Origin of the sequence: Pseudomonas sp. NBRC 111143 (assembly GCF_001320965.1) — a bacterium.
In the GTDB taxonomy this organism is placed as follows: domain Bacteria; phylum Pseudomonadota; class Gammaproteobacteria; order Pseudomonadales; family Pseudomonadaceae; genus Aquipseudomonas; species Aquipseudomonas machongensis.
Genome location: NZ_BCBT01000020.1, coordinates 1 through 16,752, shown reverse-complemented (window position 1 = coordinate 16,752; position 16,752 = coordinate 1). Strand labels below are relative to the sequence as shown.

The 16,752-nt window shown below is 63.9% G+C and carries 10 protein-coding genes; 7 read left to right on the top strand and 3 right to left on the bottom strand.

The features are described 5' to 3' along the window. Positions 1 to 59: 59 nt before the first annotated feature. Positions 60 to 2,966 (bottom strand): RHS repeat-associated core domain-containing protein, encoded by a 2,907-nt coding sequence (locus APH44_RS13220; RefSeq protein ID WP_082420815.1) that lies wholly within the window; start codon positions 2,964 to 2,966, stop codon positions 60 to 62. Between the two features lie 427 nt (positions 2,967 to 3,393). Here APH44_RS13220 and APH44_RS13215 point away from each other — a divergent pair, with 427 nt between their 5' ends. The 7 genes from APH44_RS13215 (at position 3,394) to yccS (ending at position 14,662) form a co-directional block, all read left to right on the top strand. After that, entirely contained in the window at positions 3,394 to 5,196 is a 1,803-nt protein-coding gene (locus tag APH44_RS13215; protein ID WP_054893136.1) for an acyl-CoA dehydrogenase, read from the top strand. A gap of 30 nt (positions 5,197 to 5,226) precedes the next feature. Further along, entirely contained in the window at positions 5,227 to 6,669 is a 1,443-nt protein-coding gene (locus APH44_RS13210; RefSeq protein WP_054893135.1) for a TldD/PmbA family protein, read from the top strand. Beyond that, the gene (locus APH44_RS13205) at positions 6,669 to 8,000 is read left to right on the top strand and encodes a TldD/PmbA family protein (protein WP_054893134.1); all 1,332 of its coding nucleotides are present in this window, start codon (positions 6,669 to 6,671) and stop codon (positions 7,998 to 8,000) included. Before APH44_RS13210 ends, APH44_RS13205 begins: the two co-directional genes overlap by 1 nt. Positions 8,001 to 8,070: 70 nt before the next feature. After that, a complete protein-coding gene (gene mdtD / locus APH44_RS13200; RefSeq protein ID WP_054893133.1) occupies positions 8,071 to 9,498 on the top strand; it encodes a multidrug transporter subunit MdtD in 1,428 nt (475 codons plus the stop codon). A gap of 112 nt (positions 9,499 to 9,610) precedes the next feature. Continuing rightward, a complete protein-coding gene (dbpA, locus tag APH44_RS13195; RefSeq protein WP_256216343.1) occupies positions 9,611 to 10,948 on the top strand; it encodes an ATP-dependent RNA helicase DbpA in 1,338 nt (445 codons plus the stop codon). Between the two features lie 145 nt (positions 10,949 to 11,093). After that, positions 11,094 to 12,275, top strand: a complete 1,182-nt coding sequence (locus APH44_RS13190) for an NAD(P)/FAD-dependent oxidoreductase (RefSeq protein WP_054893131.1) — start codon at positions 11,094 to 11,096, stop codon at positions 12,273 to 12,275. A gap of 203 nt (positions 12,276 to 12,478) precedes the next feature. Continuing rightward, positions 12,479 to 14,662, top strand: a complete 2,184-nt coding sequence (gene yccS, locus APH44_RS13185; protein WP_054893130.1) for a YccS family putative transporter — start codon at positions 12,479 to 12,481, stop codon at positions 14,660 to 14,662. Between the two features lie 178 nt (positions 14,663 to 14,840). Here yccS and APH44_RS13180 read toward each other — a convergent pair whose 3' ends face one another. Both APH44_RS13180 and APH44_RS13175 read right to left on the bottom strand, forming a co-directional pair. Continuing rightward, positions 14,841 to 15,578 carry an ABC transporter substrate-binding protein gene (locus APH44_RS13180; protein ID WP_054893129.1) on the bottom strand — a complete coding sequence of 246 codons (738 nt, stop codon included), beginning with the start codon at positions 15,576 to 15,578 and terminating at the stop codon, positions 14,841 to 14,843. Between the two features lie 89 nt (positions 15,579 to 15,667). Next, positions 15,668 to 16,660 (bottom strand): ornithine cyclodeaminase family protein, encoded by a 993-nt coding sequence (locus APH44_RS13175; protein ID WP_054893128.1) that lies wholly within the window; start codon positions 16,658 to 16,660, stop codon positions 15,668 to 15,670. Positions 16,661 to 16,752: the final 92 nt, after the last annotated feature.

Genomic DNA, 16,752 nt, shown 5'->3' with positions numbered 1-16,752 from the left:
TCGCGGGCAAGCCCGCTCCCACCGGTTCAGCAGCGAAACGGTGGCAGCGGGCAACCCGCCTATTGTTTTTTCTTCGATTTCCAGAATTTGAATCTGGATAAAACGGGCGACTTTTTGGTCACCGGTTGCTCCGGCAAAACATGCGAAAGCGTTATCTTTTGCAGGCTGGGCACCTGCTTCTGGAGGTTGTAATTTACCGTTCCATTCTCGGTAGATGTGGCCAGAAATACAGTGTGCTGGGTAATCGCATCAACCTTGGCTATAAAATCCCCTGTCGCCACATCCTTCAGGCTGAAGATCTGTCTTGAGCTGATCGATACCTCGTCCGGTTCGCCTCTTGTGCCCCTGTGAATCTGGTATTCGGAGGCCGCGCCCGGGGCCGCTGACCATATGCCGCGCACCTGGCCTTCCTCGTTGAACGCCCCGCCGGCAGGCTCGATGGAGTAGAGTAAGCTGGTCATCTCGGCAGCAAGTGCTTGATGCGCAAGCATCGAAATAACTTCTAGCTGCTGCGGGCTGAAATGCTTCTCGACGTTGTGTACAAACAAGGGCGTTTCCTCGCCGTTCTCTATCAGGGTGTACGTGTCACGCGTAAAGTCCTTGGCAAACTGTTCAGTCACCCCTAGATCCTCCGCGAGCTGCGCAGCCGGACCAAGAGCTTCTTGCTCGCTGTTGCCCGACGGACCTATGACCCTTTCCTGTTCAGTGGGTTGATACGCTTCACTCTCACGCATCCAATACACCGTTAATTTCTTTCGATGTTGCGTGTTGTGACTGACATTGCCCTTTAGTACAACACCAGGCTTCAGATTTTTAAAAATCTCCGGAAACTCGATCAACTTGTCCAATGCAGCGAAGTCAGGCCCGAACTCCGCCTCAAAACTGTGTAATCCGTTGGCATCCCTGCGCGTCACCGGATTGTTGCGCACCATGCAATACAAGTTAAGGCCATCCACCGCCCCCGCCGGGTCTGCGCTCAGCCATCGCCCGACCCACGGCTGGTAGTAGCGATAACCGTAGTAGTACAGCCCAGTCGCATCTCGTTCCTTGCCTGAATAACGCAAGGTCTTGTAACTCCCTTCAAGCTCGCTACGGGCTGCCCACAATGCGGTTCCCCCAAAAGGGTAATACGCTTCATGGCTGATCAGTCTGCCCGCGCCGTCGACCTCCAGGATGCCGCTGCCCAGTGGCGTGTCGTAGCTGTAGCGCAGTTGATCGTTCTCCAATCCGTCAGGCACCTCGCTGCACCAGTGCAACATTCGCACCTGGGCATGACCGGGCTCACCGACCGAAATAACCTGCAACTCCTCCTCAAGGGAGGCATCGCGCGTAGTGCAGCGCAATTCAAGGCCGGGTAAATAGGTGACTCGAAGCGTGTGCTGGCTTGCAGCGCTCCACTGCGTGTTGACTTTCAGGACTCGCATGCTGGCACTGTCATAACGGTAGTGCTCATGGTCATCCCGCCCCTCCTCGCGATGCTGGGAGATGACCTGATGCAACTCCCCTTGAGGCGTCCAGCACAGGGGATTGCCGGGTAACAGCGAGATCTGCTGACCCTTGGCCGTGAACAACGCCTCAACCTCGGCAGGTGTCTTCGCCATCATGCCCAGCACCGCCCGATTGCTGCGGTCACTGACTGCGATCTCGACGACACGACAGTGATCGCTAGCAGGCACCCGGTGCACCACGCGTGTCAGGTTGCCAGCAGCGTCATAGGTGAAGTTGCGGGTATAGCAGGTAAAGAGTGTCTCATCATGGGGAGAAGGAGACGGCGTGTTGTAGTCTCCCGACCGCGATGACGCATTGACCTGCTCCCTTCCGCAGGCGCTGACCAATTGATAAAGGCTGTCGTAATGGTAGGTTGTCTGCGGTTCCGCCAACTGGTTGCGCCAGAACCGCCTATTGTCGGCCTCGTCACGTTCGCTCACCACATTGCCCACAGGGTCGAACGTATACTGCAAATCCTGCAGGAGTCTCGCACCCAGGGCATGACTCGCAGGCCGCTCTATCCGTAGCCGAGCCTGGCGTTGCGTTCGTGGCTCAAAGAAATAGGTGCTCAACACACCGTTACCATGCAGTTCACGGGTCTTATGTCCACCTGCCAGGTAACTCGTCGACCGGACGATCTCGCACTCTTGAGCGCCTTTGCGCCTCAGCCAGCTTGCCTGGAGCCGACCCGCGATGTCATAGGTGACACGCCGCAGGTGCCCTGCTGCATCGACAATGCTCGATACTGTTCCGGTTGCGTCCACGACCGAACACGTAGTGCGTGCCTGTGCAATCGGCTCAAGTGCGCGATCCCATTCATCGACGCTCTCACCTTGCCAATCGACTACTGTCTGTACTTCATCCCCCTGCCCCAGAAGACGTCGGGTGACAGACAGCGTGGTCCCCGTCATGGCGATGGTGTCGTGCAAGGCAAGGCCAGCAGTGTCGTAAAGGCGTATGCAGCGACCCGCCAGGTTTCGCACCCGCTCCAGTGCACTGCTATCCCCATAGACAAAGCGCTGGGTCATGCGGGGAACACCACCGCCAACTGTATCGCTGATGCTCGACAAACGGCCCGCCAGACCGTGAGCCTCGTACACCGATCGACGTACCACCGCCTGGCTGTAATCGTCACGCCCTTCTGCACCTGTCGCGATTGCACTGATACGCACCAAAGGCCGACTATCGATATCAGCCAAGGCAACTTCAATGCCCGCGTCGACACTCTGAACACGCAGCACTTTGCCAGCGAAATCGTTGGCCAACGCGAAGTTCACCAGACTGCGCCCAGCCATACGCGGGTCGCTGCTACGATCCAGGAAACCACGAGGATCGTGCCTGTGCCGCGTGATGAGCAGGGTGGTCTGCCCAAGCGCAAGCCCATCACGATGGCAGGTGATTTCCCGTACCTTCAGCCTGCGAGCAAACACCGATACCGATGGGGTTTGGCAATGGACTAATGGCGCGTGGCTGGTCATTGGGCAATGCTCCGGTGCGGGTCTAAATGGCAAGCAGCCCCCCAATCAGAGCTCAACGGGGATCCGACAAAGGCCTAGGCTCTGTCCTGAATGTGTCTGCACGAAGGCCAGACAAGGCGAACAGGGTAAGGAACGCCCGGGGGCCTCGCCCGACGGTACTGGAGTACATGAGCATTCCGAGCCCCGTCTCAACGCAGTATGGGCGAGTGCAGATGCATTTCAGACAGAGCCTAGGCTACCCCAGCGATGCACAAGCCACACCTGACAGAAATACCAGTGGAGCAGCGCAAGGTATTCCGACAAGCGAGCGCCACTGATGGCCCACCTGCGCTCAGCCTTCTGGAGTGTCATCACGCACACCCATGAGCCTGTGCAGCCACTATCCCTGGCTCTAGACTCGCAGCATCTCGAACCCAGGAATGCCGTCATGTCCGAGCAACTCCTCAGCAGCCGCAACCTCGCCTTCGAACTCTACGAAGTCCTCGACGCCGAGGGCCTGACCCAGCGCCCGCGTTTCGCCGAGCACAACCGCGAGACCTTCGACGCAGCACTCGGTACGGCTCGCACGATTGCCGAGAAGTACTTCGCCCCGCACAACCGCAAGGGCGACGAGCACGAGCCGCGCTATGTCGACGGCCGCGCCGAGCTGATTCCCGAGGTCAAGCCTGCGGTAGAGGCCTTCCTCGAGGCGGGCTTCCTCAACGCCAACCGCGACTTCGACGTCGGCGGCATGCAGTTGCCAAGCCTGGTTTCGCAAGCCTGCTTCGCCCACTTCCAGGCCGCCAACGCTGGCACCACGGCCTACCCCTTCCTGACCATGGGCGCGGCCAACCTGATCGAGAGTTTTGGCAGCGACGAGCAGAAGCGCCTGTTCCTGCAGCCGATGATCGAAGGTCGCTACTTCGGCACCATGGCCCTGACCGAGCCCCACGCCGGCTCTTCGCTGGCCGATATCCGCACCCGTGCAGAAGCCGCAGGCGATGGCAGCTATCGGCTCAAGGGCAACAAGATCTTCATCTCCGGCGGCGACCACGAGCTGTCGCAGAACATCGTGCACATGGTCCTGGCCAAGCTGCCGGATGCACCGCCCGGGGTGAAAGGCATTTCGCTGTTCATCGTGCCCAAGTACCTGGTCAACGACGACGGCAGCCTCGGCGCCCGCAACGACGTGCTGCTGGCCGGGCTGTTCCACAAGATGGGCTGGCGTGGCACGACCTCCACGGCGTTGAATTTCGGTGACAACGGCCAGTGCGTCGGCTATCTGGTCGGCAAGCCACACCAGGGTCTGGCCTGCATGTTCCAGATGATGAACGAGGCGCGCATCGGCGTCGGCATGGGCGCGGTGATGCTCGGCTACGCCGGCTACCTGTACTCGCTGGACTACGCCCGCCAACGCCCGCAAGGCCGTCAGGTGGACAACAAGGACCCCAACAGCCCAGCAGTGCCGATCATCGAACACGCCGATGTAAGACGCATGCTGCTGGCGCAGAAGGCCTATGTGGAAGGTGCCTTCGACCTGGGCCTGTATGCCGCCCGGTTGTTCGACGACACCCACAGCGCACCCGACGAGGCGGCACGCGCCCAAGCCCAGGAACTGCTCGACCTGCTCACCCCGATCGTCAAGTCCTGGCCTTCGACGTTCTGTCTCAAGGCCAACGAACTGGCGATCCAGATTCTTGGTGGCCACGGCTACACCCGCGAATACCCGGTAGAGCAGTATTACCGCGACAACCGCTTGAACCCGATCCACGAAGGCACCGAAGGCATCCAGTCGCTCGACCTGCTCGGGCGCAAGCTGGCGCAGAACGGCGGCGCCGGGCTCAAGCAGCTGATTCGCCTGATCGCCAGCACTGCCGAGCGCGCCAGCCATCACCCCAACCTGGACGCACTGCGCCAGCCGCTGGAGCAACTGGTCAACCGCCTGCAAGCCGTGACCCTGGCACTGCTCGGCGACCTGGCCCAGGGCAAGGTCGCCGGCGCGCTGGCAAACTCGGCGCTGTACCTCAAGGTGTTCGGCCACTGCGTGATCGGCTGGCGCTGGCTGGAGCAGGCCATCCATGCCGAACTCGGGCTGATGAAGGGAGTCGATGTCGATCGCGATTTTTACTGTGGCAAGTTGCAGGCCGCACGTTATTTCCTGACTTGGGAAGTGCCAGGCTGCCATACTGAGCTCGCACTGCTCGAGGCACGCGACGACACCTGCCTGGGCATGCAAGAGGGGTGGTTCTAGGGGGAGCCACCGCGAACCGGAGGTGCCCGCATGTTCGATTCCAGCGCCCTGCTGCGCCAGCGCTTCGCAGCGCTGCGCAGCACGGCCGAACTGTTCTCGCTTCGCCACGTGAAGCAATCGCATCAATCGCTGTCGGTGCGGCGCAACGTCGCCGAACCGCCATTCTTCAGCCAGGACGAAGGCGCTATGCTCACCGTGCGCCTGAACGGCGTCGAGGCCTACGCCGCCACCGCCGACCTGTCGCAGAGCGGCCTGCAACGCGCCCTGGAACACGCCGAGGCCCTGGCCCGGCAGATCACCGGCCACCACCTGCTCGACCTGCGCGACCAACCGGTGCCGAGCACGCGCCACGACCATATCTCGCCCAACTTCGACCAATCGTTGCCAAACCTTGCAGATTGCCTCGAGCTGCTCGCCACTGAATCGGCCAGTGTGCCCAAGGACGAACGTCTGGTGGACTGGCAGGCGAGCCTGGGCATCACCCTGGTCGAGCAGACTTACCTGAACTCGGCCGGCGCCGAGCTGCGCAACGCGCAGCGCTTCATCTTTCCGGGCCTTGGCGTCACCGCCAGCGATGGGCGCGACAGCCAGAGCCGCAGCCTGGGCCGGGAGAACTTTGGTCAGCAGGGTGGCTTCGAAGTCGTCCAGCGCTGCGGCCTGGTCGGCGCCGCCCGGCGTATCGCCGACGAAGCCCTGCAACTGCTGCTGGCGCCCAACACCCCGAGCGGTGCGCGCGACCTGCTGCTGATGCCCGACCAGATGATGCTGCAGATCCACGAGTCCATCGGCCATCCGCTGGAGATGGACCGTATTCTTGGCGACGAGCGCAATTACGCGGGCACCAGCTTCGTCAAGCCCAGCGATTTCGGGCAGTTGCAATACGGCTCGCCCCTGCTGAACGTGACCTTCGACCCTACCATCGACGAGGAGCTGGCCAGCTACAGCTTCGACGACGACGGCACCGCGGCCAGCAAGCAGTTCCTGATCCGCGAGGGCAAGCTACTGCGCCCGCTGGGCGGCGCCCTGTCGCAGTTCCGCTCAGGGCTCGACGGCGTGGCCAACAGCCGCGCCTGTGGCTGGAACCGCGCCCCGATCGACCGCATGGCCAACCTCAACATCGAGCCGGGCGACCAGTCGCTCGAACAACTCATCGGTGGGATCGAGCACGGCATCCTGATGCGCACCAACCGCTCCTGGTCCATCGACGATGCGCGCAACAAGTTCCAGTTCGGCTGCGAATGGGGCCAACTGATCGAACACGGCGAGCTCAAGGGTGTAGTCAAGAACCCCAATTATCGCGGCATTTCCGCGCAGTTCTGGCGCAACCTGTCGGCAGTGGGCGATAGCAGTACCTTCCAGGTGCTTGGCACACCCAACTGCGGCAAGAGCGAACCCAACCAGGTCATCCGGGTCGGCCATGCCTCGCCGGCCTGCGTGTTCCGCCAGATCGACGTATTCGGAGGAGACGCCTGATGAGCATTCCCTATCAAGAACGCTTCGAGGCATTGGTCAGTGCCCTGCGCGAGGCGCTGCACCCCGGCGAGCAGTTCACCCTCGGCTACAGCGCCGAGCAGTCGCGCTTCGTGCGTTTCAACCATGCCAAGGTGCGCCAGGCCGGCGAAGTGGCCCAGGCCAGCGCACTGTTGCGTCTGGTGCGTGACGGGCGTCAGGCCGAACAGCAGTTCACCCTCGGGGACGATGCGCAACTGGATCGCCAGCGCCTGCAAGATGCCCTGGCGCAACTGCGCCAGACCTTGCCGCTGCTACCGCTCGACCCCTACCTGAAACTCGACGAGAGCGCCTGGCACAGCCACAGCGTGCAGGAACCGGCGCTGCCCGACTTCACTGAAGTACTGGCACTGGTGGAGCAGCAGGCAGGCAACCTCGATCTGGTCGGCATCTACGCCGCCGGCCCGATCTGCCGGGGTTTCGCCAGCTCGTTCGGGGCCTTCGGCTGGCACCAGGCCAACAGCTTCAATTTCGACTGGAGCCTGTTCCACAGCAACGGCCAGGCGGTGAAGGCCAACTATGCGGGCCAGGTCTGGAGCGGCGAGGCCTTCAGTACACGCCTGCAACTGGCCCGCGAACAGCTTGAGTACCTGGGGCGCCCGACGATCACCCTCAAGCCTGGCCGCTACCGCGCCTACCTGGCGCCAGCGGCCATGGACGAGATCGCGGGCATGCTCGGCTGGGGAGGCTTCTCGGCCCAGGCCCTGGCCACCGGCAACAGCCCACTGCAACGTCTGTACACCGGTGATGCCCAGCTCGATCCACGGGTTGGCTTCTCGGAGCAGGTCAGCGGTTCGCTGAGCCCGTCGTTCTCCAGCGAGGGCTCGCCCCGCGAGGACGTAGCGCTGATCGTCGAAGGCCGGGGCAGCGCGCGCCTGGTCAGCCCTCGCAGCGCGGCAGAGTTCGCCCTGCAGGGCAACGGCGCCGACAGCTATGAGGCACCGTGCGCCCTGAGCCTGGCACCTGGGGAGCTGGCGTCGGCGGATATCCTGGCACGCCTGGGCACCGGGCTGTACATCAGCAACCTCTGGTACCTGAACTATTCAGACCTGCCGGCAGCGCGCATGACCGGCCTGACGCGCTTCGCCACGTTCTGGGTGGAAGACGGCCAGATCCAGGGCCCGGTCAGCACCATGCGCTTCGACGACAGTCTCTACAATCTGCTGGGCCCTCAGCTGGAAGACCTGACGCGCGAACGCGAGCTGATCCTGTCGACCAGCACCTATGGGCAGCGGCAAACCGGATCGAGTCATCTGCCCGGGGCGTTGGTCAGAGGATTGACGCTGACACTGTAACGCCACGCCCCTGTGGGAGCGCCGTTTAGACGCTTCCACAGGGAACTGCGCACTTTTCAGGATAGAGGCCATGCCCGAACGCGCCCCGCTCGACCCTACCACCGCCCGCTGGATCCCCTGGGTGGTGGCCATCGCCTTCTTCATGCAGTCGCTCGACGGCACCATCCTCAACACCGCGCTGCCGGCCATGGCCCGCTCGCTGGCAGAAGACCCGCTGCGCATGCAGGGCGTGATCATCGCCTACATGCTCACCGTGGCCCTGCTGATTCCGGCTTCGGGCTGGATCGCCGACCGCTTCGGCACCAAGCACATCTTCTTCGGCGCCATCCTGCTGTTCAGCCTGGGTTCGCTGCTATGCGCGGCGGCCAACAGCCTGGGCTTTCTGATCATCGCCCGCGTCATCCAGGGCCTGGGCGGTGCCCTGATGCTGCCGGTCGGGCGATTGGTGGTACTGCGCGCCTACCCACGCTCGGAGCTGGTGCGGATCATGAGCTTCATCACCATCCCCGGCCTGCTGGGCCCGCTGCTGGGCCCAACTGTCGGCGGCTGGCTGGTGGAAATCCTCAGTTGGCACTGGATCTTCCTGCTCAACCTGCCGGTCGGCGCGCTGGGGTGCTACGCGGTATGGAAGTTCATCCCCGACCTGCGCGGCAGCGAACGCACCACCTTCGATGGACCCGGATTCATCCTGTTCGGCGCCGCGATGGTGCTGATCACCATCGCCATGGAGGGCCTGGGCGAGTTGCACCTGCCACACCTGCGGGTGATGTTGCTGCTGTTCGCCGGCATGGCCTGCCTTGCCGCCTACTGGCTGCGCGCCGGGCGTGACCCGGAGCCGCTGTTCTCGCCCAGCCTGTTCCGCGTGCGTACCTTTGCCATCGGCATCCTCGGCAACCTGTTCGCCCGCCTGGGCAGCGGCGCCCTGCCCTTCCTGGTGCCGCTGCTGCTGCAGGTGGCGCTGGGCTATTCGCCGGCCCAGGCCGGCATGAGCATGATTCCGCTGGCCGCCGCGGCGATGATCGCCAAGTCGGTGGCGCGGCCACTGATCGAGCGCCTCGGCTATCGCATCATCCTCACCGGCAACACGCTGTTGCTGGGGGTACTGCTGGCCAGCCTGGGACTGGTCGACGAACAGACGCCCTATTGGCTGCTGCTGATGCAGTTGGGCTTGCTGGGCGCGGTGAACTCGCTGCAGTTCACCGCGATGAACACGGTGACGCTGATCGACCTCGACGACGCCAGCGCCAGCAGCGGCAACAGCCTGCTGTCGGTGGTCGCGCAACTGTCCCTGAGCCTGGGCGTGGCCTGCGCCGGTGCGCTGCTCGGCGGCTTTACCGCCTCGGGGAGCGCAGAGGGAGTGGAAACCACGCTGGGCGCGTTCCAGTTGACCTTCCTGACCATCGGCCTGATGGCGATGCTGGCTGCTGCGATCTTCCTGCAACTGTCACCGACGGACGGAAGGCGTGCCCGTCGTCCGGAAGAACACGTGGAAACGTAGGGCGAATGGCCATGAGGCTGGTAGACTGTGCGGCATTTTTCGCTTCGCACCGCAGGCCCGCCTCGTGACCACCGAATCCACCGCTTTCGCCTCCCTGCCGCTGTCCGCCGCCATGCTGGCCAACCTGGACGCCCTGGGCTATGCCTCGATGACCCCGATCCAGGCCCAGAGCCTGCCGGTCATCCTCAAGGGCCAGGACCTGATCGCCCAGGCCAAGACCGGCAGCGGCAAGACCGCCGCCTTCGGCATCGGCCTGCTCAATCCGATCAACCCGCGCTTCTTCGGCTGCCAGGCCCTGGTGCTGTGCCCGACACGGGAACTGGCCGATCAGGTCGCCAAGGAACTGCGCCGCCTGGCCCGCGCCGAGGACAACATCAAGATCCTCACCCTCTGCGGCGGCGTCTCGCTGGGCCCGCAGATCGCCTCGCTGGAGCACGGTGCGCACATCATCGTCGGCACCCCGGGCCGCATCCAGCAGCACCTGGACAAGGGTACCCTGGACCTGAAGGGGCTCAACACCCTGGTACTCGACGAAGCCGACCGCATGCTCGACATGGGCTTCTTCGACGCCATCGCCGCAATCATCGGCAAGACCCCATCGCGCCGCCAGACCCTGCTGTTCTCGGCCACCTACCCGGCCGGCATCGAGCAACTGGCCGCCGACTTCATGCGCAAGCCGCAGCAGGTCACGGTCGAGAGCCAGCACAGCGACAACCAGATCGAGCAGCGTTTCATCGAGATCGACCCGCAGCAGCGCCTGGAGGCGGTTACCCGCGTACTGGGCCACTACCGCCCGCAGTCGTGCGTGGCGTTCTGCTTCACCAAGCAGCAGTGCGAGGACCTGGTCGCCCACCTCACCGCCAAGGGCATCGTCGCCCAGGCCCTGCACGGTGACCTGGAACAGCGTGACCGCGACCAGGTGCTGACGATGTTCGCCAACCGCAGCAGCTCGGTGCTGGTGGCCACCGATGTCGCCGCCCGCGGCCTGGATATCGACGGCCTGGACCTTGTGATCAACGTGGAACTGGCGCGCGATGCCGAGATCCATGTGCACCGCGTCGGGCGTACCGGCCGCGCCGGCGAGAAAGGCGTGGCGATCAGCCTGGTGGCCCCGGCCGAAGGCCACCGCGCCCAGGCCATCGAAGACCTGCAGAAGCGCCCGCTGCGCTGGGAGCAGTTGGACAGCCTGAAGAGCAAGGGCGGTGAACCACTGCTGCCGACCATGACCACCCTGTGCATCGCCGCCGGGCGCAAGGACAAGCTGCGTCCGGGCGACATCCTCGGCGCCCTGACCGGCGATGCCGGCCTGCCGGGCAAGCAGGTGGGCAAGATCGCGATTTTCGATTTCGTGGCCTTCGTGGCGGTCGAGCGGGCCGTGGCCAAGCAGGCGATGCAGCGGCTGAACAGCGGCAAGATCAAGGGGCGAGCCCTGAAGGTCCGTATCGTCTGAACTATTTTGCGGCTGCTTTGCAGCCCATCGCAGGCAAGCCAGCTCCCACAGTGAATGCACCCGGCCTAGGCTCTGGGGATCCTGTGGGAGCTGGCTTGCCTGCGATGGACCGCGAAGCGGCCCCGGCAATCCATGAGGTAACACCGTGCACTCCACCGACGTGATCATCCTCGGCGCCGGCGCCGCCGGCCTGATGTGCGCCCAGCTCAGCGCGCGCCGCGGCCGCCGCGTGCTGCTGCTCGACCATGCCAACAAACCGGGCAAGAAAATCCTCATGTCCGGCGGCGGGCGCTGCAACTTCACCAACATGTACACCGAGCCCGCCAATTTCCTCTCGCAGAACCCGCACTTCTGCAAGTCGGCGCTGGCGCGCTACACCCAATGGGACTTCATCGAGCTGGTCGCCAAGCACGGCGTGCCGTACCACGAGAAGAAGCTCGGCCAGCTGTTCTGCGACAACAAGTCCAGCGACATCCTCGACATGCTCCTGGCCGAATGCGACGACGCCGGCGCCGAGCTGCGGATGAATACCAGCATCGAACGGATCGAGAAGACCGACAGCGGTTATCGCCTGCAGACCAGTGCCGGAGCATTTGCCTGCCAGTCGCTGGTGATCGCGACCGGCGGTCTGTCGATCCCGACCCTGGGCGCAACCGGCTTCGGCTACCAGATCGCCCGCCAGTTCGGCCACGCCCTGCTGCCGACCCGCGCCGCGCTGGTGCCGTTCACCATTACCGAGCCCCAGCTCAAGGCATTGTGCACGGAGCTCTCCGGCACGTCGCTGGACTGCATCGCCAGTTGCAACGGCACCAGTTTTCGCGAAAACCTGCTGTTCACCCATCGCGGCCTGAGCGGCCCGGCGATTCTGCAGATTTCCTCGTACTGGGAAGCGGGCGACACGCTGGAGATCAACCTGTTGCCCGACCGCGATGCGCTGGAGTGGCTGCAAGGCGTACAGGCCGAACGCCCCAACAGCGAGCTGAAGACCGTGCTGGGCGAGGTGTTCACCCGCAAGCTGGCGACCCTGCTGGCCGAGCAGTGGTTCGTTTCGAAACCCCTGAAGCAGTACACCCCGGCAGAATTGACCCAGATCGCCGGGCAACTCGCGGCCTGGCAACTGGTGCCGGCAGGTACCGAGGGCTACCGCACCGCGGAAGTGACCCTGGGCGGCGTCGACACCCGCGAGGTGTCGTCCAAGACCATGGAATCGCTCAAGAGCCCGGGATTGTTCTTCATCGGCGAGGTACTGGACGTCAGCGGCCACCTGGGCGGGTTCAATTTCCAGTGGGCGTGGGCCTCTGCCAACGCAGCGGCGCAGTTCGTTTAGAGTAGAATCCTTTCAGCACGGAACGCTTCTTGCTGGTCTGTGCCGGGAAGGTTTGACCGAGTGCGCTGCCCTTCGCGGGCAAGCCCGCTCCCACAGGATTGCGCTGGTCCTGTAGGAGCGGGCTTGCCCGCGAAGAGCAACGCAGCGATGTCGGTCAACCTGCTACCCAAGGTCCTTCTTCGAACTCTGTCCAGCAGGCCACTATGTCATCGAGCTCGTTCCGCCATTCATTGCGTCGCTTGTGGGGCCAAGACAAGTTCAGCTATGCCATCCGGGTGACCATCGCCCTGACCGGCACCATGGCCTGGTGCTGGTACCAGAACGAGATGAGCCTGCTCATCCCGTTGTTCCTCGGCATCATTGCCAGCGCCCTGGCCGAGACCGACGACGGCTGGCAGGGCCGTCTCAGTGCGCTGGCCGTCACCCTCGTATGCTTCGCCATCGCCGCGCTGTCGGTCGAGCTGCTCTTCCCCTACCCCTGGATCTTCGCCGGCTCCCTGGCCCTGGCAGCCTTTGGCCTGACCATGCTCGGTGCCCTTGGCGAACGCTATGGCGCCATCGCCTCGGCGACGCTGATCCTGTCGGTGTACACCATGATCGGCGTTGACCAGCGCGGCGGCGTGGTCACTGATTTCTGGCATGAGCCGCTGCTGCTGGTGGCTGGTGCCGCGTGGTACGGGGCGCTCTCGGTACTCTGGCAGGCACTGTTCTCCAACCAGCCGGTGCAGCAGAGCCTGGCCAAGCTGTTCTACGAGCTGGGCAGCTACCTCAAGCTCAAGGCCAGTCTGTTCGAACCGGTGCGCACCCTCGACGTGGAGGCCACGCGCCTGGAGCTGGCCAAGCAGAACGGCAAGGTGGTGGCCGCGCTCAATGCCGCCAAGGAAATCATCCTGCACCGGGTCGGCAACAGCCAGCCCAGCTCCAAGGTCAGTCGCTACCTGAAGCTGTACTTCCTGGCCCAGGACATCCACGAGCGCGTCAGCGCCTCGCACTACCCCTACAACGCCCTGAGCGAGGCGTTCTTCCACAGCGATGTGATGTTCCGCTGCCAGCGCCTGCTGCGCAAACAGGGTTCGTCCTGCCAGGAACTGGCCCGTTCGATCCGCCTGCGCCAGCCGTTCGTGCTCGCCAGCGGCTACCCCGAGGCGCTGGAAGACCTGAACGCCTCGCTGGAGCATCTGCGCACCCAGAACAACCCGGCCTGGCGCAGCCTGCTGCGCTCGCTGCGGGCACTGGCGGTGAACCTGGCCACGCTGGACCGCTTGCTCGGCGCGGCCAGCAACCCCGACAGCCTCGCCGACGCCAGCGACAGCAGCCTGCTCGACCGTTCGCCGCGCACGTTCAAGGAGGTATGGAAACGCCTGCGCACCCAGCTCACGCCCACTTCGCTGCTGTTCCGCCATGCCCTGCGCCTGCCGCTGGCGCTGTCGATCGGCTATGGCATGGTGCACCTGATCCATCCCACGCAAGGCTACTGGATCATCCTCACCACCCTGTTCGTCTGCCAGCCCAACTATGGCGCGACGCGGCGCAAGCTGGTGCAGCGGATCTTCGGTACCGCCATCGGCCTGACGGTTGGCTGGGCGCTGTTCGACCTGTTCCCCAACCCGATCGTCCAGTCGCTGTTCGCGGTGGTCGCTGGCGTGGTGTTCTTCGTCAACCGCACCACACGCTACACCCTGGCCACGGCGGCGATCACGCTGATGGTGCTGTTCTGCTTCAACCAGATCGGCGATGGCTACGGGCTGTTCCTGCCGCGCCTGTTCGACACCCTGGTGGGCGCCCTGATCGCGATCCTCGCGGTGTTCCTGTTCCTGCCCGACTGGCAGGGGCGGCGCCTGAACAAGGTGCTGGCCAACACCCTGACCTGCGCCAGCCTGTACCTGCGCCAGATCATGCAGCAGTACGCCAACGGCAAACGCGACGATCTCGCCTACCGCCTGGCTCGACGCAACGCCCACAATGCCGATGCGGCGTTGTCTACCACGCTGTCGAACATGCTCATGGAGCCGGGGCACTTCCGCAAGGAGGCCGATGTCGGCTTCCGCTTCCTGGTGCTGTCGCACACCTTGCTCAGCTACCTGTCAGGGCTGGGTGCACACAGGGACACGGCGTTGCCTGCCGAAGTACACGAGCAGTTGATCGATGGCGTCGGCAGCAGCCTGGCGCGCAGTCTCGACGAGATCGCCAATGGCCTGGCGGCGCGGCTGCCAGTGGCCATTCACAGCGATGAAGAAGAAGCGCTGGCCAACCAGCTGGAGCAGATGCCCGAGGAGCTGGATGAGCATCAGCGACTGGTACAGACCCAGTTGGCGTTGATCTGCCGGCAACTGGGGCCGTTGCGTACATTGGCGGCGCATCTGATCAAGGAAGGGGAGCCGGCTTGAGTCGGCTGTCCGCACCAGCCCTACCGCGGGACGAGTCGGGGCGTGACAGGGCCGCTCCCACAGGAATTGGGCTGAACTTTAAATTTTGAGCAAGACAGTTGCTCCCAGATGTTCAGGCCTGCACTGTACCTGTGGGAGCGGGCTCGTCCCGCGATAGGGCCTGCACCGACACCCCAGGTCACAAGCCATACTGTTTCAACAACCGCGCATAGCTGCCATCGGCCTTCATCGCTGCAATCGCCCGCTCGAAACGCTCGACGATCTGCCGATGCTCAGGATGCTGAAGGCTGACCAGGATATGCAGGCTGTTCTCCCCCAGCGGCCGCTCGACAAAATCCACCGCCTCGCGCACCTCCTGCGGCTCCCGCTGCAGGTTGTAGCGCGCCACGTACTCGTCCTCCACCGCCAGGTCTACGCGCCCTGCCGCCAGCATGCGGATCGCCGACGGGAAGTTGCGCACCGCCACCTTGTTCAGCCGGCTGTCGCCATCGAACGCTTGTGAGTAGGCGTAGTCACGCACAACAGCGATGCTGTACGGATAAAGATCGGCCAGTCGCTTGAAGCCAAGTACCTCGCGCTGGCGCTTGAGCAGGCGAATACGGTTGGTCAGATAGGCCCCCGAGAACTGGCCCAGGCGAGTACGCGATTCGTTGTACCAGGCATTGATGAGCACGTCGTAGCGCCCCTCGCCAATCCCCAGCAGCGCCCGCGCCCAAGGCACTTCCTCGAACTCGCTAGCGTACCCGGCGCGGGTGAGTGCCGTAGTGACGATGCTGGTGGCCAGGCCTCCGCCCGGCATGGCACTGTCGGAGAACGGCGGCCATTTATCCGCCACCAGGCGCAGCGGTGGCTGCGCCGCCGCGAGCGCCGTGAACATCATTGCGGTCAATCCCAGAACGCAAAGCAGTGGCCGCATGCTCAGTTCCTTTCGCAGTTGAGAGCCCCACACTGATTACGGGAGAGTATACAAAGGCGACAGGCAACGGCAGCGGACGATGATGTCATTTAGCCTCTATTTTGGCCGAACTGTGCGAGCAGGTCTCCTTGGCGGCTTGCCCCAAGGGACATCAATGCACACCGCGCGATCTGCGCGTCTTGCACCGCCACGCCGGTCAGGTCGGCCAACGTGATCGCGGCATCCTGCGTACGACCACTTGCCTGCCCAGCCAGCAACGCGCCGATCTCGATCAGGTCGCCAGGTGCAATGAGCCCGGCCTCCAAGGCGTGGGACACCTCGCCGTAGCGGCTGCATTGCCCGACAGCGTCCACCACGATGCAATCGGCGGCAGCTACCAGCGCCGGGTCGAGCTCCTGCTTGCCCGGCCCATCGGCTCCCACCGCGGTGATATGGGTACCGGGCTGTATCCATTCACGCTGCAGCAGCGGCTCGCGCGAAGGCGTGGTACAGACGATCAGGTTGGCGGACGCGGCAAGCTCGCGGGCTTCATGGGTGGTGCGCACCTCGAAGCCCAGCCCTTCGGCGAACCGTCGATAGTCCGCAAGCCGCCCGGCATCGCGGCCCCAGGCGATCAGACGGCGGCAGTCGGTGACCGGCAGCAGTTGTTCGAGCTGCATCCGCGCCTGCACCCCGCTGCCAAGTACACCGATTGCCCGTACCTTGCGCGGCGCCAACAGGCGGGCGACGACACGCCCGGCCAGTGCAGTGCGCAGGCAGGTCAGCCAGCCTTGGTCCTGGAGCAGCGCCAGCGGTTGGCCGGTACTGGCCGAAAACACCAGCATCAAGCCATCGTTGCTTTCCAGGCCCTTGGACGGGTTGTCGTAGAAACCGGTGGAGACTTTCACCGTGAAGGTATCGCTGCCCTGCAGCCAGGCGGACTTCACGCAGCAGTCGCCGTTTTGTTCGGTGAAGGCGAAATTCTGCACCGGTGGCACATGGACCTTGCCCGCGGAGAAGGCGATAAAACCCTCTTCGATGAGGCGTACCGCCAAATCCCGGTCGAGGATTTCGACCAGTTGCGCCTTGTCGATGATCCTCATTGGATCGCCTCCAGGAACTTCTCCAGCACGATGTTGCGCCCGCACAGCACCACCGCGATCTTCTTGCCCTGGAACTCACCAGCCAGTTTCTT

Coding starts and splice junctions, on each gene's coding strand:
- APH44_RS13220 (WP_082420815.1), bottom strand. CDS start 2,966: ATGACCAGCCACGCGCCATTAGTCCATTGCCAAACCCCATCGGTATCG.
- APH44_RS13215 (WP_054893136.1), top strand. CDS start 3,394: ATGTCCGAGCAACTCCTCAGCAGCCGCAACCTCGCCTTCGAACTCTAC.
- APH44_RS13210 (WP_054893135.1), top strand. CDS start 5,227: ATGTTCGATTCCAGCGCCCTGCTGCGCCAGCGCTTCGCAGCGCTGCGC.
- APH44_RS13205 (WP_054893134.1), top strand. CDS start 6,669: ATGAGCATTCCCTATCAAGAACGCTTCGAGGCATTGGTCAGTGCCCTG.
- mdtD (WP_054893133.1), top strand. CDS start 8,071: ATGCCCGAACGCGCCCCGCTCGACCCTACCACCGCCCGCTGGATCCCC.
- dbpA (WP_256216343.1), top strand. CDS start 9,611: ATGCTGGCCAACCTGGACGCCCTGGGCTATGCCTCGATGACCCCGATC.
- yccS (WP_054893130.1), top strand. CDS start 12,479: ATGTCATCGAGCTCGTTCCGCCATTCATTGCGTCGCTTGTGGGGCCAA.
- APH44_RS13180 (WP_054893129.1), bottom strand. CDS start 15,578: ATGCGGCCACTGCTTTGCGTTCTGGGATTGACCGCAATGATGTTCACG.
- APH44_RS13175 (WP_054893128.1), bottom strand. CDS start 16,660: ATGAGGATCATCGACAAGGCGCAACTGGTCGAAATCCTCGACCGGGAT.